The sequence below is a fragment of the Psychrobacillus sp. L3 genome (genome assembly GCF_042945595.1).
Classification (GTDB): Bacteria; Bacillota; Bacilli; order Bacillales_A; family Planococcaceae; genus Psychrobacillus.
Map to the genome: position 1 here is coordinate 1,357,474 of NZ_CP168493.1, position 20,055 is coordinate 1,377,528.

Here is a 20,055-nt window from a genome sequence, read left to right on the forward strand (position 1 = left end):
ACCTGTCCCGCTTATTCCCGCAGGAGTCGCCGCCTTGCGTTCCAATCAACTGAACTTATCGACTAATAAGCATCTAACCTGAACCGAGTTAGAGGATTATCAGCACCGCCTTGCTAAATCCTACTGTTATGCAGTTTTTCAAATGTGCGAATCCAGAAGATGGCTTATTTGATCAAAGACGCGGATTTCTGATATTGCATTTTTCATGATGGAAATAGTTAGGAACATATATCTTTAAATGAGCAACGTATCAATCGTAATCCGAAATAAAGTATCTGTTAGACCAGTTCGTCATGTTCACAGCATATATGGTCTCGACCAATCATTTATCGGATTTTTTTTTTAGAAAATACATCATAAGATTGAATTAAGCGTAGTGACGCTGATTAGCTAGCAAATATTGTGGATTGTAGTGAAAGGGCGGCGACTCCAGCGGAAATCCTAGCGGTAACTAATGCGCACTATATAAACAGTACGACTTTCAAGAATACTACATGATTACGACAGTGCGGAAGCAATCATGTAGAACTAAACTTTTTCAATGTCCACCAAATATAACAGGGATAATATAAAAAAATGAGGTGAAATAATGTCTTCTACATCTTTTTCGTCTATACAATCACAATCAATGCAACCAACTTCTTCCAATATTCAAGTGCCGATGAAAGAAGGACAAATAATTCATGGGACGATTAAAAAACTTTACCCAAACCAAACGGCAGAAGTTCAAATTGGTAATCAAAAAGTAATTGCGAAATTAGAAACGCCATTAAAAGCAGGAGATGCACACTTTTTTCAAGTAACTAACTCAGAGCCGGAACTCCAATTAAAAGTAGTTACTGGACCGCTTGTGCAAGGAACTAGCCTTCCCCAACAAGCTCAACAACTTATGCAGGCAATGAATTTAACAAAAACACCTGAAATGCAAGCGGTCGTTCAATTTTTTTTAAAGGAACAATTGCCTATTTCGAAAGAATTATTAGTTCAAGCAGAACAACTAGTAAAGAATTTACCTCCAAATGTAACAATAAAACAAGCACTAGAAGTAATTCAAAAAATGACGGAAATTAAGCTGCCGCTGACACAACAAATGTTTGACACTGTTATAAGTGGAAAGTCTAAAGAAGGTTTACAATCGCTTATTCAAGAATTTAAATTTGCATTAGAACAAGATCCAACAGGTAATACAAACACGAAAAATAATTTACTACAAAGTTTACAAAAATTAGCGGAGCCTTTTGGGGGTCCAGTGGCGGGAGCATTTTTAGGAAAACAAATTGAAACGTTACTTAACTCGCAAACTAGCTTAAGTACGAAATTACCTATTTTACAAGGACTAAAAGATGCGGGTATTTTACCACCTAATGCTTCATTGGCTAATAATATGCCGTTAACATTACAGTCGTCCATGCCGAATTCAGCGGGTGATTTGATAACTCAATTTATACAATCTCCTTCTAGCGAAAAAAAGGCGATGATTGATCAAATTAGAAATTGGGTAAGTTCACAACCTTTATTGACAGAAGGACAAAAGGAGCAAATCATATCTATATTGAAGGATACTGGGCAACCATTACAAATTTCAACATTAAATAATAAACTTGTAGAAGTATTTGCAAAACAGAGCCAATCGGCAATGTTTGCAACTGATACTAATGGTTTAACAGCGAAGGATCATTTATTATCAATGCTCGGTAAGGGTGCTAGCAAGGAGATAATTGAACAAACGCTACAGCAAGCATTGGCTATAAACAAAAATAGTCCAAAAGAAATATTTTCCTCTTCTTTTCAACAGTTCGAACAAGCAGCACTTAGCCAATTGGATGGAAAAGCATTTGAACATGCCTTAAAAGTAGTCTTAAATTCTCTTGGATTCGGCTATGAAGCCAAACTTGGAAAGAGTAGCGAAGATATTAGAGAAATTGCGAGCCAATTAAAACCACAATTAGTAGAACTTTTGCAAAATCAAGCAATCTCTACACCATTAAAAGAACATGCAACCCAATTATTAAACCGCATGAATGGCTTACAAATATTATCAAATGAAAATGGGCCGCAGCATCAGTTGTTAATGCAAGTTCCATTAGAATTTCTAGGGAAGAAAATGGATGCAACACTTGAATGGAATGGACGAATGAAAGAGGATGGAAAAATAGACTCGGATTTTGCAAGAATTATGTTTTATTTACAATTGGACGCTTTAGAAGAAACGGTAGTGGACATGCAAGTTCAAAACCGAGTTGTCACAATTTCCCTATACAATAATGATGCCAGCTTACAACCGATAGCAAATACGCTGAAAGATTCACTTAAAGAAGGACTTTTAACAGTGGGGTATAAGCTATCTGGTGTTATTATGAAGACCTTTGACGATCACAAACTTTCTTCGCAATTAAACCCAAAATTACTTTCAAAAGAATCACAGGGAGTAGACATACGAATATGACAGAAGAAAAACACGCACGGAAAGAAGCGGTTGCTTTAAGTTATAAACCAGGCATTATACAAGCGCCAACCGTTGTAGCGAAAGGAAAAGGGAAGATAGCGGAAAATATTTTACTCAAGGCAAAAGAGCATAATGTGCCGATTCAAGAGGATCCAAGTTTAGTAGAACTTCTAGGACAATTAGATATAAATCAATCTATTCCGGAAGAGTTGTATCAAGCGGTAGCTGAAGTGTTTTCATTCATTTATAAATTAGATAAAGAAAAAAGTAAAAACACAAATTTGTTCTCTTAAATTCGACAAAATATCCGAATATTCGCAGTTTAATAGAAATACTGTACTTTTGTAGACAAGATGTGCGTGGTTTATTACAATGAGATAGGTAGTAAATTACTGGACATAAGTTTGATTGGAGGATGTAAAATGAATATCCATGAATATCAAGGTAAACAACTCCTCAGACAATATGGCGTAGCAGTTTCTAACGGGATTGTAGCTTTCTCACCTGAAGAGGCAGTTAAAGCAGCGAAAGAGTTAGGCTCAAGCGTTATTGTTGTTAAAGCACAAATTCACGCAGGTGGTCGTGGTAAAGCTGGTGGGGTAAAAATCGCTAAAAATTTAGATGAAGTACGTGAATACGCGAAGGAACTATTAGGAAAAGTGTTAGTTACACACCAAACAGGTCCTGAAGGTAAAGAAATTAAACGTTTACTGATCGAAGAAGGTAGCGATATCAAGAAGGAATATTATGTAGGTTTAGTATTAGACCGTGCAACTTCCCGTGTAACTTTAATGGGCTCTGAAGAGGGCGGTATGGATATCGAAGAAGTAGCAGCAAATAATCCTGAGAAATTATTCTACGAAGAAATCGATCCAGTTGTAGGCTTAACAGGCTTCCAAGCTCGTCGTATGGCTTTTAAAATGAATATACCAGCTAAACTTGTAAACAAAGCAGCTAAGTTCATGCTTGGTTTATATCAAGTTTATAAAGAAAAAGATGCTTCTATTGTTGAAATTAATCCGTTAGTAGTAACGAACGATGACAACGTATTAGCACTTGATGCAAAATTCAACTTCGATGCAAATGCTTTATATCGTCATGCTGATATTCTTGAAATGCGTGATTATGATGAAGAAGATGCAAAAGAAATCGAAGCTTCTAAATATGACTTAAGCTATATTTCTTTAGATGGAAATATCGGTTGTATGGTTAATGGAGCAGGACTAGCTATGGCAACAATGGATACGATTAGCTATTACGGCGGTTCACCCGCAAACTTCCTTGACGTTGGGGGCGGTGCTACAGCTGAAAAAGTAACAGAAGCATTCAAAATCATTCTTTCAGATGTAAACGTAAAAGGTATTTTCGTTAATATCTTTGGTGGTATCATGAAATGTGACGTAATCGCAGAGGGTGTTATTATTGCTGCGAAAGAAGTTGGTCTTGCTGTGCCGTTAGTAGTACGTTTAGAAGGTACGAATGTTGACTTAGGTAAAAAATTATTAAATGAATCTGGCTTAAATATTATTGCTGCTGACTCTATGGCAGACGGTGCTCAAAAAATCGTTAATCTTGTAGGATAAGAAAGGCAGGGACATAAAATGGGCGTATATATTAATAAAGATACGAAAGTAATCGTTCAAGGAATTACGGGCTCAACTGCTCTTTTCCATACAAAACAAATGCTTGAATATGGTACTAAGATCGTTGCTGGGGTTACACCTGGTAAAGGTGGTACTGAAGTTGAAGGCGTACCAGTTTTTAATACAGTAGAAGACGCTGTAAAAGCAACTGGCGCAAACGTTTCTGTCATCTATGTACCAGCTCCTTTTGCTGCTGATGCAATTATGGAAGCGGTAGATGCTGAACTAGATATGACAATCTGTATAACAGAACATATCCCAGTACTAGACATGGTTAACGTGAAACGTTACATGGAAGGTAAGAAAACTCGTTTAGTTGGACCAAACTGCCCAGGTGTTATTACGGCAGATGAATGTAAAATTGGTATTATGCCAGGATATATTCATACAAAAGGTCATGTAGGTGTTGTATCCCGTTCTGGTACATTGACTTATGAAGCTGTTCATCAGTTAACGCAAGCTGGTATTGGTCAAACAACTGCTGTAGGTATTGGTGGAGATCCAGTAAATGGAACTAACTTTATCGATGCTTTAACTGCATTCAATGCAGATGAAGAAACATACGCAGTTGTTATGATTGGTGAAATTGGTGGTACTGCTGAAGAAGAAGCAGCGGCATGGATCAAAGCTAATATGACAAAACCTGTAATTGGATTCATCGGTGGTCAAACAGCTCCAGAAGGAAAACGTATGGGTCACGCTGGTGCAATTATCTCAGGTGGTCAAGGTACTGCTGAAGGTAAAATTAAAGCAATGAAAGAAGCAGGAATGAAAGTTGCTGCTACACCATCTGTAATCGGTGAAACTTTAATTGAAGCAATTAAAGAAGCAGGTCTTTACGACGCTTGTAAAACACATTAATATAAAGGTACGGCTCATCAATAGGTGATGCCGTACCTTTTTTTATAAAATAGGAGGGAAGTAATGAATTATACAGATGAACGATGGATTAACCGATTTCTAGCCTTGCACTATGTATTTCCAGTACCTTTAAACAAAATCGAAACGCTTATTGAATTTGATCCCACCTTATTCGAGTTAGCGAAAATGCAAACAAATAAACTTTCAGAGATTCTAAAGATTTCACAAAAACGTGCAATACAACTGAAAGAAATGTATCAAAAGTTTGTAGAAACCCCATTTCTACAAATCTATGAAAAACATCGTATAACCCCAATAATATATACCAATCCCAACTATCCTTTAAGTTTAAAAAATCTCTATGATCCACCAGCTGTCCTATATGTGAAAGGTAATATTAGTCTATTAAATATGCCTAAAAAAATAGCGATAATCGGGTCCAGAGATGCTACGGAGTATTCTGAAAATAGTATAAAAATGATATTACCCCCGTTGATAGAACAAAATTTTGTTGTCGTAAGTGGTCTTGCAAAAGGAGCGGATACGATGGCGCATGAAATCACCATCCAACTCGGAGGGAAAACAATTGCTGTATTAGGAACGGGGTTATTCCATACTTATCCAAGAGTAAATGAAGGATTAGCAGAAAAAATGTCGAAAAATCATTTATTAGTGACAGAATATCCGCCATATATAACACCCAAAAAGTGGAACTTTCCAATGAGAAATCGGATAATTAGTGGTTTATCACAAGGAATTGTTATTACAGAAGCAAAAGAAAAGAGTGGTACAGTTTCTACAATGGAACATGCTTTGGAAAATGGGAAAGAAATATTTGCAATTCCAGGTGCAATAGATTCACCACTATCTGCCGGACCACATTTGCTTATTTTAGAAGGAGCAAAGCCTATTTGGAACGGATATCAAATTCTTGAAGAATTATGTGATAATGAACAAATAAACAATTAAATAAATGAAAAGCCTTGCATTTGTAAGGAATCTGTTATACATTTTGCAACAGGTATTTGTTTTGAAGCTTAAAGCGAGTTACCTTCTATAAGGAGGCACATTTATGTCGGATTATTTAGTAATAGTGGAATCGCCAGCAAAGGCAAAGACAATTGAACGGTATTTAGGAAAAAAATATAAAGTAAAGGCATCCATTGGTCATGTAATCGATTTACCTAGAAGTAAAATGGGTGTAGACGTAGAAAATGACTATGAACCAAAATATATTACGATCCGAGGAAAAGGACCTGTATTACAAGATTTAAAAAAAGCTGCTAAAAAAGTGAAGAAAATCTATCTCGCAGCTGACCCTGACAGAGAAGGGGAAGCAATTGCATGGCATTTGGCTCAAGCATTAAACGTAGACATCGAATCGGATTGTCGTGTTGTTTTTAACGAAATTACAAAAGATGCAATATTAGAATCTTTTAAACACCCAAGGCCAATTGATATGGATTTAGTAGATGCTCAGCAAGCTAGAAGAATATTAGACCGACTTGTTGGATATAATATAAGTCCTATTTTATGGAAAAAGGTAAAGAAAGGTCTTTCAGCAGGTCGAGTTCAATCCGTAGCTTTACGTTTAATTATTGATCGCGAAAATGAAATATCCAATTTTATACCGGAAGAATATTGGACAATTGAAGGGCAATTTGAAAAAGGCAAAAAGTCCTTTGATGCACTATACTACGGTTCTGAAAAAGAAAAAGTAAAACTTACAAACGAAGAAGAGGTTAAAGAAGTATTAAAAGGTATGAAAGGTAAAAAGTTTGAAGTGACCAATGCGGTAAAAAAAGAAAGAAAAAGAAACCCTGCCGCATCCTTCACAACTTCTTCTCTTCAACAAGAGGCAGCGAGAAAGCTAAACTTTAGAGCTAGAAAAACAATGATGCTCGCTCAACAATTATACGAAGGAATCGACTTAGGGAAAAAAGAAGGAACTGTTGGTCTCATAACTTATATGAGAACGGATTCTACGAGAATTTCGGATACCGCAAAAGCGGAAGCTCATGCATTTATTCATAACGAATATGGCAGCGAATACATTACATCAAGAAATGCTGAAAAACAATCTAAAAAAGCACAAGATGCACATGAAGCGGTTAGACCAACAAGTGTTTTAAGAACTCCAGATCAAGTAAAAGCAATTCTATCTAAAGATCAGCTCCGTTTATACAAATTGATTTGGGAGCGATTCATCGCGAGTCAAATGGCATCGGCAATACTAGATACTGTTGCGGTAGATATGAAAAATGGAGATGCGGTGTTCCGTGCAAACGGTTCGCAAGTGAAATTTCCGGGATTCATGAAAGTGTATGTAGAAGGTTCTGACGATCAAACCGACGATAAAGACAAATTACTACCTGTGTTAGAGGTCGGAGATATAGTGAATTCTTTAGCTATCGAACCTAAACAACATTTTACACAGCCGCCACCAAGATATTCAGAAGCAAGATTAGTAAAAACGCTTGAAGAACTGGGTATTGGTAGGCCTTCTACATATGCTCCAACCCTGGATACCATTCAAAAAAGGGGCTATGTTGCTTTAGAAACAAAACGTTTTGTACCTACAGAGTTAGGAACAATTGTTCATAAACTAGTTTTAGAATTTTTTCCTAACGTATTGAATATCGAGTTTACGGCACAAATGGAAAAAGACTTAGATAGTGTAGAAGAAGGACAAGTTAAATGGGTTCAGGTAATTGATGGGTTTTATCAAGACTTTGCGAAACATGTGGAGCATGCAGATGCTGAAATGGAGAAAATCGTCATAAAAGATGAACCAACAGGAGAAGATTGTGAAAAATGCGGCTCTCCAATGGTGTATAAATTAGGACGATTTGGCAAATTTATGGCTTGTAGTAATTTCCCGGATTGTCGGAATACGAAAGCAATTGTAAAAGAGATTGGTGTACCGTGCCCATCTTGTGGAGAAGGACAAATTGTAGAACGTAAAAGTAAAACGAAACGAATTTTTTATGGTTGTGACCGATATCCGACATGTGATTTTGTATCATGGGATAAGCCGATAAATAGACCATGTCCAAAATGTAATGATATGTTAGTAGAAAAGAAATTGAAAAAAGGCATACAAATTCAATGTGTTTCTTGTGATTACAAAGAAGATCCGCAGAGTTAATAGAAAGAAGGATTTAACATGACTGAAATAGTAAATGTGATTGGTGCTGGACTTGCAGGAAGCGAGGCTGCTTGGCAAATTGCGAAGCGGGGTATAAAGGTTCGTCTTTTTGAAATGCGACCTGTTAAACAAACGCCAGCTCATCATACAGATAAATTTGCAGAACTAGTTTGTTCTAATTCGCTACGTGCAAATAATTTGACAAACGCTGTTGGAGTTATAAAAGAAGAAATGCGTATATTGGATTCTCTTATTATTCATGCTGCAGACAACAGTAGTGTGCCCGCTGGTGGTGCACTAGCTGTTGATAGGCACGATTTTGCTGGAAGAGTTACGGATACGATACGTAATCATCCTTTAATTGAAATTGTAAACAAAGAAGTAACGGAGATTCCAGAAGGTATTACTGTCATTGCAACAGGACCATTAACTTCTTCTGCTTTAGCGGAAAAGGTGAAAGATATAACAGGTCAAACTTATTTATACTTTTACGATGCCGCAGCTCCAATTGTGGAAAAAGACAGTATTGACATGGAAAAAGTTTACTTGAAATCGCGTTACGATAAAGGGGAAGCGGCTTATTTAAACTGTCCAATGACAGAAGAGGAATTTAATCGTTTTTACGACGCTCTTATAGCAGCGGAGGTTGTCCCATTAAAAGAATTTGAAAAAGAAATCTACTTTGAAGGATGTATGCCAGTAGAAGTAATGGCTGGAAGAGGTCGAAAAACATTATTATTTGGACCGATGAAGCCAGTTGGTCTCGAAGATCCAAAAACAGGGAAGCGACCATATGCAGTTGTTCAACTAAGACAAGACGATGCTGCTGGTACACTATATAATATTGTTGGATTTCAAACGCATTTAAAATGGGGACCACAAAAAGAAGTATTGCAACTAATACCAGGTTTAGAAAACGTAGAGATTGTTCGATATGGTGTTATGCACCGTAATACGTTTATTAACTCACCTACTGTACTACAACCAACTTACCAACTAAAAGCAAACCAACAAATTTTCTTTGCAGGTCAGATGACTGGTGTGGAAGGATATGTGGAGTCTGCGGGGAGTGGTTTACTTGCAGGCATTAATGCGGCTAGATTTGCAAAAGGGGAAGAATTAATCGTATTCCCGAGCGAAACAGCTCTAGGTAGTATGGCTAGATACATTACAGAAGCTGATCCGAAAAATTTCCAACCAATGAATATTAACTTTGGCCTATTCCCAGAGCTTCAACCAAAAGTGAGAGATAAAAAAGTGAGAACCGAGCAATTAGCAAATCGCGCATTAACAACAATTCGAAATTTTGTGAAAAGTGAATCGATTTAATTGCTTTAAGCCTCTAAAACTTGATATACTTTTAGAGGCTTTTACTATGGAAAGAGAATTGGAGTTGATCGAATGATTGGATTAATTGAATTACATTCATTTATTGATTATATTCAATTAGAGAAAAATTACTCAAATCTTACAGTCCATGAGTATGAGAAAGATATTGAACAGTTTTTACTTTTTCTAGAAAGAGAAGGTGTAAATCATTTAAATGAGGTAGAATATGTTCACGCGAGATTATTTGTTACAACTCTTTATGAAAAAAAACTAGCGAGAACCTCCATTTCAAGAAAGATTTCATCCGTTCGTTCTTTTTACAAGTTTTTGCACAAGGAATACAATATAAGAGATGAAGCCTTTCAATCGTTATATCATCCGAAAAAAGAAGAGAAATTACCTCATTTCTTTTATGAGGAAGAAATGGAAAAACTGTTCGAAGGAAACAAAGGGACAGATCTACTTTCCTTGAGAAATATGGCATTACTCGAATTACTATATGCAACTGGCATTCGGGTAAGTGAACTTATTTCGATTGAAATGAGTCATATAGATAAGAGTTATGGGATTGTCCGTGTGATGGGAAAAGGAAGAAAAGAGCGTTATGTTCCCGTTGGCGATTATGCACTATTAGCAGTAGAAGCATATGTAGAAAAAAGCAGATCTAAGTTGATGAAGTCTACCTCCCACTCTTTTCTTTTTGTGAATAGCAGAGGTCATCATTTAACCTCAAGTGGCGTTCGTCATATTCTGAACGAAATGATAAAGAAAGCGTCTATGCACACGACTATATATCCTCATATGCTTCGACATACATTTGCCACGCATTTATTAAATAATGGTGCAGATTTAAGAAGTGTGCAAGAATTGTTAGGGCATACCCATTTAACGTCTACTCAAATTTATACACATGTTACAAAGGAACATTTAAGAAAAACGTATATGAACGCTCATCCTAGGGCATAACCTTATTCATCAGTGCAAGTAAACACTTTCTGAATAAGGTTATGCCTCCGGCGGATGCCACAGTTTTTGTAAAGGAGCTCATCGAGCGAGGTCGATTCAAAAACTGGGCTCAAATACGCCAAGGCGAATTTGATATATTGGAGGTAATGAAATTTGGCTGGAGCTGGAATACATGCAACGACAATTTTTGCGGTAAGTCATAAAGGAAGTCATGCAATGGCAGGGGACGGACAGGTCACTTTAGGTAATCAAGTTGTTATGAAGCATACTGCGAAAAAAGTTAGAAGATTATTTAATGGCAAAGTAATAGCGGGGTTTGCAGGTTCTGTTGCAGATGCTTTTACTTTATTTGAAATGTTCGAAGGTAAACTATTGGAGTATAATGGAAATCTTCAGCGAGCATCCGTTGAATTAGCGAAGCAATGGAGAGGGGATAAAATGTTACGCCAACTGGAAGCAATGCTTTTAGTAATGGACAATAATAATTTATTACTCGTTTCTGGAACTGGTGAAGTAATTGAGCCAGATGATGGTATACTTGCTATTGGCTCTGGTGGAAACTATGCATTAGCAGCAGGAAGAGCATTAAAGCAATATGCGGGGGAAAAAATGACTGCGGAAGAAATAGCAAAAGCCGCTTTAACAACTGCTGCTGATATTTGCGTATTTACAAATCATCAAATAATCGTGGAGGTATTAGGTGAATGAAAGAAAATAACTTAACCCCAAAACAAATTACGGAGCACTTAAATAAATATATCGTTGGGCAAGATGCTGCAAAAAAAGCGGTAGCAGTAGCACTACGGAATAGATATAGAAGGCAATTACTAGATGAAGATATGAAGAATGAAGTTATCCCTAAAAACATCTTAATGATTGGTCCGACAGGGGTTGGGAAAACAGAAATAGCGAGAAGAATTGCAAAGCTTACAAAAGCTCCTTTTGTAAAAGTAGAGGCGACTAAATTTACAGAAGTAGGTTATGTCGGTAGAGACGTTGAATCAATGGTAAGAGATTTAGTGGAAGCAGCTATTCGAATTGTGAAGGAAGAGAAGATGGAAGAAGTGAAGGATCAGGCAATGCGATTAGCGAATGATGCGATTGTGAAGCTTCTTGTTCCTTCTTTAAAGAAAAAGAATGCAAACCAAAATCCGTTTGAAGCATTATTTGGAGGGAAATCAGATGATGAACCCCAAGAAATTGATGATACAGAAGTTCGTATAAAAAGATCACAAATTGCAGAAGATTTAAGAGATGGAAAATTAGAAGATGAAATTGTTACGGTAGAAGTTACAGAACAAGCTCCATCTATCTTTGACGCCCTTCAAGGCGGCGGGATGGAGAGTATGGGGATGAATATGCAAGATGCCCTTTCTAGTTTAGTTCCAAAGAAAAAGAAGAAAAGAAAAATGAAAGTAAAAGATGCTCGTAAAGTATTATTGCAAGAAGAAGCGAGCAAACTAATTGATAATGATGAGTTATCTCAAATTGCGATAGAAAAAACCGAACAGTCTGGGATAATATTTATTGATGAAATGGATAAAATAGCAAACAAAAATGGTAGTAGTGCTTCTGCGGATGTTTCACGAGAAGGTGTTCAACGAGATATTTTACCAATTGTCGAAGGGTCAACGGTGAATACGAAATACGGTGCGGTAAAAACGGATTATATCCTGTTTATTGCAGCGGGTGCCTTCCATATGTCCAAACCCTCTGATTTAATCCCGGAGCTTCAAGGTAGATTTCCAATTCGTGTAGAATTAGAAAAACTGACAAAAGAAGATTTTGTTCGAATTTTAAAAGAACCTCAACATTCTTTAACAAAACAATATGAAGCATTACTTCAAACAGAAGGTGTAACCATTTCGTTTACAGATGAAGCTATTGAAAGAATTGGGGAAATAGCATATGAGGTGAATCAAGAAACGGATAATATAGGAGCTCGACGACTTCATACGATACTCGAAAAAATCTTAGAAGAACTTTCGTTTGAAGCTTCTGACATTTCTCCGGCTCATATTCAAATAACTCCTGGATATATTGACCAAAAACTTGACAATATTGTGAAGAATAAAGATTTATCGCAATTTATTTTGTAATAATAAGTTTTTACTATTCCAAAAACAATTAAAAACCTTTAGAATATTAAAAATAAATACGTAAATTAAATGGAGGATACAACAATGAATTTATTAAATAAAACAAGAAAGATTAACTCGATGCTCCAAGCATCAGCAGGTAAACCTGTGAACTTTAAAGAAATGGCAGCAACATTAAGCGAAGTGATTGAATGTAACGCCTTCATCTTAAGTCGTAAAGGTAAGCTGCTTGGGCATGAAGTACATCAACAAATTGAAAATGAACGTATGATTAAAATGATGGAAGAACGTCAATTCCCAGAAGATTATACAAAAAACTTATTTAGTGTTAACGAAACTTCTTCAAATTTAGATGTATACAACCAACATACAGTATTTCCTGTAGAAAATCGCGAATTATTTAAAGATGGGTTAACAACTATTGTACCGATTATCGGTGGTGGAGAACGTTTAGGTACTTTAATCCTTGGACGTTTAAAACAAGAATTCCATGATGATGATTTAATTCTTGGAGAATATGGTGCTACTGTTGTTGGGATGGAAATCTTACGTGAAAAATCAGAAGAAATTGAAGGCGAAGCAAGAAGTAAAGCTGTCGTTCAAATGGCGATTAATTCTTTATCTTATAGTGAGTTAGAAGCAATTGAGCATATTTTTGAAGAATTAGATGGAAATGAAGGATTACTAGTAGCTTCCAAAATTGCTGACCGCGTAGGTATTACTCGTTCTGTTATTGTAAATGCCTTACGTAAGCTTGAAAGTGCTGGAGTAATTGAATCTAGATCATTAGGTATGAAAGGAACGTACATTAAAGTACTTAACGATAAATTCCTTGGAGAACTAGCTCAATTAAAATTGAAATAAGCAACAATAAAACCTCTTCTACTTTTGTAGAGGAGGTTTTTTTATGCTTATAGAGTGTGGCTTTTTTAGGAGAGAAATAAAACTATTTTTTATGAAAATTCCTTCTAATTGGTATGTATGCATTATAGATTATTACTTTACGACATTAAAAATAGAAAAAGATCGAAAAAAAAGGAAAAATGACCTATAAAATAAAAAAAAAGAGAATAGACAATATGTTACAACTTCATTACAATTAGATTATTGTGATTTTCGTAGAATATTATTAAATTTTTACCTTTAAGAATAAAAGAGGTGTAATGAATGGGTATTTTTGGAGGAACAATTTCAAATTTAGAAAGTGGTTTAGGATTTTCTGCAATGAAACATAAAGCAATAGCGCAAAATATTGCAAATGTCGACACGCCAAACTATAAAGCGAAGAGTGTGAATTTTAAGGATTTTTTATCTGACGCAAAACAATCGACAATTTCCGCATATCGCACGAATGAAAAACATTTTAACTTTCAAATGCACACAAGTTCACCAGGTGTTTATAATTATGCTGATTTTCAATATAGCCAGAATGGTAATGGAGTAGACATGGATAAAGAGCAAGCGAATCTGGCAACAAACCAAATCTATTATAATGCACTGGTAGACCGGATGAGTGGCAAGTTAAATACTTTACAATCTGTCATTAAAGGAGGTCGCTAAATTTGTCGATTTTTCACGGAATGAATACTACTGCTTCCGCTCTAACTGCTCAACGTCTTCGGATGGATGTCATCTCTTCTAATATGGCAAATGTAGATACTACTAGGTCTAAGTTAGTGAATGGTGAATGGCAAGCGTATAGAAGAAAAACCGTTACATTTCAACCCCTTGAAGGACAATTCTCCAATTTTTTAAATGTAGCTAAAGGTAATCAAAGAGTTGGCAACGGCGTCAAAGTAGGAAGCATCAAAGAAGATTTGGAAACCCCGCTAAAGTTAGTTTATGATCCAACACATATGGATGCGAACGCAGATGGTTATGTAGAAATGCCAAATGTAGACCCATTGAGAGAAATGGTAGATTTAATCTCTGCAACTCGTTCTTATGAAGCAAATGTAACCGTATTTAATGCCAATAAAGCAATGCTTACTAAAGCTCTAGAGATTGGTAAATAGAAATGAAAGAAGGTCAAGCAAGTTATGGCAATAGAATCTATTTCGTTATTTAATCCAGCCCAAATTAATCCGGCGGCATCTACTCCGAAAACAAGTGTGTCAGAAGCTCAACACAACTTTGGCGATTTTCTTAAAAGTGCAATTGAATCCGTCAATCAAGATCAAAAAGCTTCCGATGTCTTAACGGATAAGTTAGTCCGAGGGGAAGATGTAGAATTGCATGACATCATGATTGCTTCGCAAAAAGCAAGTATTACTTTAAATACTACATTAGAAATTAGAAACAAAGTTGTAGAAGCATATCAAGAAATAATGCGTATGCCTGTATAAATCCTCGGTTATTTCTAAATATCGAGTAAAAATATTCACCATAGCCGGAGGATACAAATGAATGAACGTATAAAGAAAGTCACTAGTGATATCTCTGCTTTTTGGACTAGCCGGACAAAAGCGCAAAAAGGAACCATAATCGGTAGTGCAGTTGCTGTTATACTAATAGCTGCATTCATAACTTACTTTTCGACAAAAACTGATTTTGTGCCTTTGTACTCCGAAGTCGCTCCTTCTGAAGTAGGCCGTATTAAAGAAACATTAGATGCCCAAGGTGTCCAAAATAAAATAGCTCCTGGTGGAACATCTATTTTAGTTCCATCTGATCAAGTCGATTCGTTATTGGTTCAACTTGCTGCAGAAGGTTACCCACAATCTGGGATGATTGATTATAGTTTTTTCTCTAAAAATGCTGGTTTCGGTATGACTGATAATGAGTTTAATGTGTTGAAATTAGCCTCTACTCAAACAGAACTTGCTAATTTGATTAAAGGTATAAAAGGAGTTAAAGATGCAAAAGTAATGATTTCATTGCCACAAGAGAGCGTCTTTCTATCTCAAAGCAATGGGAAAGCTAGTGCATCTATTGTCTTAAATACAGAACCAGGTTATCAATTCACTGATACGCAGATTCAGTCTTTATATAACTTAGTATCGAAATCGGTTCCAAATTTATCGACAGAAGATATAGTCATTACAAATCAATATTTTGAATACTTTGATCTTCAAACGGCAAATTCCCATACAACAGGAGCGAATGCTGGGGATCAAATGTCCATTAAGAAATCAATCGAACGGGACCTGCAAAGACAGGTACAAACGATGTTGAGTACATTAATGGGACAAGATAAGGTAGTCGTTTCTGTTACAACCGATATCGATTTCAAACAAGAGAACCGAGAAGAAAACTTAGTTGAACCAGTAGACGTAGAAAATATGTCTGGTATTCAAATTAGTGCACAACATATTTCCGAAACATTTACAGGAACAAATCCAGTTGCGGGTGGAACGCCGCAAGCGCAAGATGCAACTGATAACTTTACAAACTATGTAGCAGGATCAAATGCAAATGGTGACTATGAAAGGAAAGAAGATACTCTAAATAGTGATGTCAATCGAATTCGAAAAGAAATCGTAGAAAGTCCTTATAAAATTAGAGATATTGGAATCCAAGTAATGGTAGAACCTCCAAATCCAAAAGATATTACATCGATGCCGAATGGGGTGCAAGGGGATATTGAACAAATTCTTGCAACTATTATTCGTACTTCGATTGATAAAGGAGAAGCAGGAAATTTAACCGATCAACAATTGAAAGAGAAAATTGTTGTCTCTGTACAACCGTTTAACGGTAAAGGTAACATCGTTACGGCAACAAGTCCTGTAATTCCATGGTGGGCTTACGTAATTGGTGGAATTCTATTAGTTGCAGTTATTCTATTAGTAATCTTTATTATTCGATCTCGACGAAACGAAGAGGAAGAACTAGAGATTCTAGAAGAACAGCGAGAAGAACTGAAAATTGATGATATTAATGATGAAAAAGAAACGGAAGCTACGTTAAGACGGAAACAACTTGAAAAAATGGCAAAAGATAAGCCAGAAGATTTCGCTAAATTGTTACGTACTTGGATAGCAGAGGATTAATGGAGGGTCGGCTATGACAAAAAAGGAAAAAGAACTTAGTGGTAAGCAAAAAGCCGCGCTCTTATTAATTTCTCTTGGACCTGAAGTGTCTGCTTCTATTTATAAACATTTAAATGAAGACGAAATCGAGCGTTTAACATTAGAAATTTCAGGCGTTAAAAAAGTAGAACCAGAGATAAAAGAAGATATTATTGAAGAGTTTCATAATATCGCATTGGCACAAGATTATATTTCTCAAGGTGGTATTGGCTACGCCAAAACGGTTTTAGAAAAAGCATTAGGAGTAGATCATGCGCAAGCTATTATAAATCGCTTGACTTCTTCGCTCCAAGTACGTCCATTTGACTTTGCAAGACGAGCGGAACCGACACAATTATTTAATTTTATTCAAAATGAACATCCGCAAACCATTGCGTTGATCTTATCTTATCTAGAAGCACAACAAGCAGGGATTATTCTCTCTTCATTGCCTCAAGAAGTTCAAGCGGATATTGCTAAACGCATTGCAACAATGGATTCTACTTCTCCGGAAGTAATTAGTGAAATTGAATCTGTGTTAGAGCGTAAATTGTCTTCTACTGTTACACAAGATTATACGGAAACTGGTGGAGTAGATGCAGTTGTTGAAGTGTTAAATGGAGTAGACCGTACAACTGAAAAAACAATTTTGGATGCTTTAGAAATTCAAGATCCCGAACTTGCCGAAGAAATTAAGAAAAGAATGTTTGTGTTTGAGGATATTGTTACACTTGATAATCGTTCGATTCAACGAGTTATTCGTGATTGTGAAAATGAAGACTTATTATTGTCGATGAAAGTATCAAGTGAAGAAGTGAAAGATGTTATATTCCGTAATATGTCAACGCGAATGGCCGACTCGTTTAAAGAAGAAATGGAATTTATGGGGCCAGTTAGATTACGTGATGTAGAAGATGCGCAGACTCGCATTGTTTCTGTCATTAGAAGATTGGAAGACGCGGGAGAAATAATTATCGCTCGTGGCGGAGGAGATGACATTATTGTCTAAAATTTTCCGAAATGTTCAAATGCATGGAGATAGTGGAAAAGCTAAATCTATACAAATAAAAAATCTTCAATTAATTGATGAAATAGATGTAGAAAAGCCTTTAACGCTTGATGTAGTTCTGCAAGAACGAGACCAAATGATCCGAGAAGCGGAACAAACTATTCTTACAAAAAAAGCAGAACTTGAAAATGAGATTGAACAAAACAAGCAATATATTGAAACTCAGTTAAGAACGTGGGAAGAACAAAAAGTAGCTTTTCAGCATGCAGCGTACGATGAAGGCTTCAGCCAAGGTCATGAAGAAGGAAGAAGCAAGGCGCAGGAAGATACGATGCAAGCATTAACTACTGCGAATGAAACCATACAAATAGCACATGAAAATGCATCAAGTTATTTACAACAGCAAGAACAAGTTATTTTAGAACTTGCTGTTCGGACAGCGGAGCGGATTATTGGCATGAAACTTGAAGAAGACGAGGACCTCTTTTTATCGATAGTGAAAAGAGGTTTAAAAGAAGCAAGAGAAATGAAAGAGATTAAGCTTTATGTTTCTCCTGCGTACTTTTCGTTAGTATCAAGTAATCGAGAAGAACTTGCTTCCATTTTCCCGGTAGATGTCCCATTTATGATTTTTGTAGATGAAGATATGGACGCAACTGATTGTTTTATAGAAACAAACCATGGAAGAATTGTAGTAAGTATCGATGAACAACTACATGAATTACGACTAAAGTTAGTTGATTTTCTAGATAGTATGGAGTGAATGTGATGAAAGCAATCGATCTAATCCAACAAATTCCCAATCTTTCTACATTTAAAAAATATGGGCGTGTGAATCGTGTTGTTGGATTAATGATTGAATCACAAGGGCCCGAAAGTTCAATCGGTGATGTATGTAAAATTCACATACATTCTTCCAAAAATGGACATTCCGTCATTCTTGCGGAAGTAGTAGGTTTTAAAGAAGAAATTGTCGTGTTAATGCCTTATACGAATATTAGAGAAATTTCAACCGGTTGTTTAGTGGAAGGTACTAATCGACCACTTGAAGTGAAAGTAGGCTCTGATCTTATTGGTAAAGTATTAGATTCAATGGGTAATCCCATCGATGGAACAATATTGCCAAAAGGATTGATGACGGTTGGAACAGAAAAAGACCCTCCGAATCCATTAAGAAGACCACCTATTCATGAACAGATCGAAGTAGGAGTAAAAGCTATTGATGGCATGTTAACAGTTGGAAAAGGCCAAAGGGTTGGTATCTTTGCAGGATCTGGTGTTGGTAAAAGTACATTGCTTGGAATGATTGCGAGAAATACAAATGCCGATTTAAATGTTATTGCGCTTATTGGAGAACGAGGAAGAGAAGTGCGCGAATTTATCGAAAGAGATTTAGGTAAAGAAGGCTTAGAACGTTCTATTGTTATTGCCGCTACTTCTGACCAACCAGCTTTAATGCGTATAAAAGGTGCTTTTACCGCTACAGCTATTGCCGAGTATTTTCGCGATAAAGGATTGAACGTCATGCTGATGATGGACTCCGTTACCCGAGTTGCAATGGCACAGCGAGAAATAGGATTAGCGGTTGGGGAACCACCTGCTACGCGAGGGTATACCCCTTCTGTATTTTCGATTTTACCAAAATTATTGGAACGTACAGGTACCAATGAACACGGATCGATTACAGCTTTTTATACTGTATTAGTAGATGGTGATGATATGAATGAACCGATAGCAGATACTGTCCGGGGTATTTTAGACGGACATATCGTACTTGATCGAGCGCTCGCCAATAAAGGTCAATATCCAGCGATTAATGTGTTAAAAAGTATTAGTCGCTTAATGAATCATATTTCAGATGAAAAACATATAAAAGCTGCTGAACGTTTACGTGATTTATATTTTACTTATAACAAATCAGAAGACTTAATTAATATTGGTGCATATAAGCGAGGGACTTCAAAAGAAATAGATGAGGCAATTCAGTATGAGCCTCTCATAACATCCTTTCTAAAACAAGGGTATTTAGACAAAGTATCGCTTGAATCAACAGTAAACGAACTAATAAGTTTGTCTAATGGTGGTGTATAAAAATGGTAGCCTATCAATATAAATTTGCTAAAGTCTTAACAGTTCGAGAGCAAGAGAAAACAGAAACTGAGATGGCTTACAAAGAATCTGTTATGGCTTTTGAAAAAGTGGCAACTGAATTATACACGCTACTAAAGAAGAAAGAAGATACGACGGATGACCAAAATAACAATTTAACACAAGGTTTATCCATTAATCATATTCATCACTATGCAAACTATATCGAAGGATTGCAAAAAAGAATTGACAAAGTACAGAAAGAAGTTATCCAAGCACGGTCTAAAATGCATTGGTTTGAAGAAAGGCTGTTAGAAAAGTCTCTAGAAGTTCGTAAGTTTGAAAAGATAAAAGAAAAAGACTATGAATTTTTTCAGCAAGAACAACAAAGACTTGAAACAATACAGTTAGATGAAATATCATCTTTAAAGTTTCAAAACAAAGAGATTAGGTGAG

The 20,055-nt window shown here is 36.2% G+C and carries 20 protein-coding genes; all 20 read left to right on the forward strand.

Annotated features, from left to right (window positions below; all coding sequences use genetic code 11):
* Positions 1-589: 589 nt before the first annotated feature.
* The 20 genes from ACEPXD_RS06395 to fliJ all read left to right on the forward strand — a co-directional run bounded on the left by ACEPXD_RS06395 (position 590) and on the right by fliJ (position 20,054).
* Entirely contained in the window at positions 590-2,446 is a 1,857-nt protein-coding gene (locus ACEPXD_RS06395; protein ID WP_391121198.1) for a hypothetical protein, read from the forward strand.
* A complete protein-coding gene (locus tag ACEPXD_RS06400; RefSeq protein WP_391121201.1) occupies positions 2,443-2,739 on the forward strand; it encodes an EscU/YscU/HrcU family type III secretion system export apparatus switch protein in 297 nt (98 codons plus the stop codon). The genes ACEPXD_RS06395 and ACEPXD_RS06400 overlap by 4 nt, the downstream gene beginning before the upstream one ends.
* Before the next feature lie 129 nt (positions 2,740-2,868).
* A complete protein-coding gene (gene sucC, locus ACEPXD_RS06405; protein ID WP_151699458.1) occupies positions 2,869-4,029 on the forward strand; it encodes an ADP-forming succinate--CoA ligase subunit beta in 1,161 nt (386 codons plus the stop codon).
* Positions 4,030-4,047: 18 nt separating this feature from the next.
* A complete protein-coding gene (gene sucD, locus ACEPXD_RS06410) occupies positions 4,048-4,950 on the forward strand; it encodes a succinate--CoA ligase subunit alpha (RefSeq protein ID WP_151699459.1) in 903 nt (300 codons plus the stop codon).
* A gap of 63 nt (positions 4,951-5,013) precedes the next feature.
* A complete protein-coding gene (gene dprA, locus ACEPXD_RS06415; RefSeq protein ID WP_391121205.1) occupies positions 5,014-5,919 on the forward strand; it encodes a DNA-processing protein DprA in 906 nt (301 codons plus the stop codon).
* 103 nt (positions 5,920-6,022) lie between these two features.
* Positions 6,023-8,098: a type I DNA topoisomerase gene (gene topA / locus ACEPXD_RS06420; RefSeq protein ID WP_391121208.1), complete on the forward strand. Its 2,076-nt coding sequence runs from the start codon at positions 6,023-6,025 to the stop codon at positions 8,096-8,098.
* A gap of 18 nt (positions 8,099-8,116) precedes the next feature.
* The gene (trmFO, locus tag ACEPXD_RS06425; RefSeq protein WP_391121211.1) at positions 8,117-9,427 is read left to right on the forward strand and encodes an FADH(2)-oxidizing methylenetetrahydrofolate--tRNA-(uracil(54)-C(5))-methyltransferase TrmFO; all 1,311 of its coding nucleotides are present in this window, start codon (positions 8,117-8,119) and stop codon (positions 9,425-9,427) included.
* Positions 9,428-9,499: 72 nt separating this feature from the next.
* On the forward strand, positions 9,500-10,393 hold the full coding sequence (gene xerC, locus ACEPXD_RS06430; RefSeq protein WP_391121214.1) for a tyrosine recombinase XerC: 894 nt from the start codon (positions 9,500-9,502) through the stop codon (positions 10,391-10,393).
* Positions 10,394-10,546: 153 nt separating this feature from the next.
* The gene (hslV, locus tag ACEPXD_RS06435) at positions 10,547-11,101 is read left to right on the forward strand and encodes an ATP-dependent protease subunit HslV (RefSeq protein WP_391121217.1); all 555 of its coding nucleotides are present in this window, start codon (positions 10,547-10,549) and stop codon (positions 11,099-11,101) included.
* On the forward strand, positions 11,098-12,492 hold the full coding sequence (gene hslU, locus ACEPXD_RS06440) for an ATP-dependent protease ATPase subunit HslU (RefSeq protein ID WP_391121220.1): 1,395 nt from the start codon (positions 11,098-11,100) through the stop codon (positions 12,490-12,492). The genes hslV and hslU overlap by 4 nt, the downstream gene beginning before the upstream one ends.
* Before the next feature lie 84 nt (positions 12,493-12,576).
* A complete protein-coding gene (codY, locus tag ACEPXD_RS06445; protein WP_391121223.1) occupies positions 12,577-13,356 on the forward strand; it encodes a GTP-sensing pleiotropic transcriptional regulator CodY in 780 nt (259 codons plus the stop codon).
* A gap of 43 nt (positions 13,357-13,399) precedes the next feature.
* Positions 13,400-13,546, forward strand: coding sequence for a hypothetical protein (locus ACEPXD_RS06450; protein ID WP_391121226.1), 147 nt, complete (start codon positions 13,400-13,402; stop codon positions 13,544-13,546).
* Positions 13,547-13,659: 113 nt separating this feature from the next.
* Positions 13,660-14,052 carry a flagellar basal body rod protein FlgB gene (gene flgB, locus ACEPXD_RS06455; protein WP_391121229.1) on the forward strand — a complete coding sequence of 131 codons (393 nt, stop codon included), beginning with the start codon at positions 13,660-13,662 and terminating at the stop codon, positions 14,050-14,052.
* Between the two features lie 2 nt (positions 14,053-14,054).
* Positions 14,055-14,507 (forward strand): flagellar basal body rod protein FlgC, encoded by a 453-nt coding sequence (flgC, locus tag ACEPXD_RS06460; protein ID WP_391121234.1) that lies wholly within the window; start codon positions 14,055-14,057, stop codon positions 14,505-14,507.
* A gap of 24 nt (positions 14,508-14,531) precedes the next feature.
* Positions 14,532-14,837 carry a flagellar hook-basal body complex protein FliE gene (fliE, locus tag ACEPXD_RS06465; protein WP_391121237.1) on the forward strand — a complete coding sequence of 102 codons (306 nt, stop codon included), beginning with the start codon at positions 14,532-14,534 and terminating at the stop codon, positions 14,835-14,837.
* Between the two features lie 57 nt (positions 14,838-14,894).
* Positions 14,895-16,484: a flagellar basal-body MS-ring/collar protein FliF gene (gene fliF / locus ACEPXD_RS06470; protein ID WP_391121240.1), complete on the forward strand. Its 1,590-nt coding sequence runs from the start codon at positions 14,895-14,897 to the stop codon at positions 16,482-16,484.
* A gap of 13 nt (positions 16,485-16,497) precedes the next feature.
* Positions 16,498-17,511, forward strand: a complete 1,014-nt coding sequence (gene fliG / locus ACEPXD_RS06475; protein WP_391121243.1) for a flagellar motor switch protein FliG — start codon at positions 16,498-16,500, stop codon at positions 17,509-17,511.
* On the forward strand, positions 17,495-18,274 hold the full coding sequence (gene fliH / locus ACEPXD_RS06480; RefSeq protein ID WP_391121245.1) for a flagellar assembly protein FliH: 780 nt from the start codon (positions 17,495-17,497) through the stop codon (positions 18,272-18,274). Before fliG ends, fliH begins: the two co-directional genes overlap by 17 nt.
* Positions 18,275-18,279: 5 nt before the next feature.
* Positions 18,280-19,602, forward strand: a complete 1,323-nt coding sequence (fliI, locus tag ACEPXD_RS06485) for a flagellar protein export ATPase FliI (protein WP_391121248.1) — start codon at positions 18,280-18,282, stop codon at positions 19,600-19,602.
* A gap of 2 nt (positions 19,603-19,604) precedes the next feature.
* Positions 19,605-20,054: a flagellar export protein FliJ gene (gene fliJ / locus ACEPXD_RS06490; RefSeq protein ID WP_391121251.1), complete on the forward strand. Its 450-nt coding sequence runs from the start codon at positions 19,605-19,607 to the stop codon at positions 20,052-20,054.
* Position 20,055 lies beyond the last annotated feature (1 nt).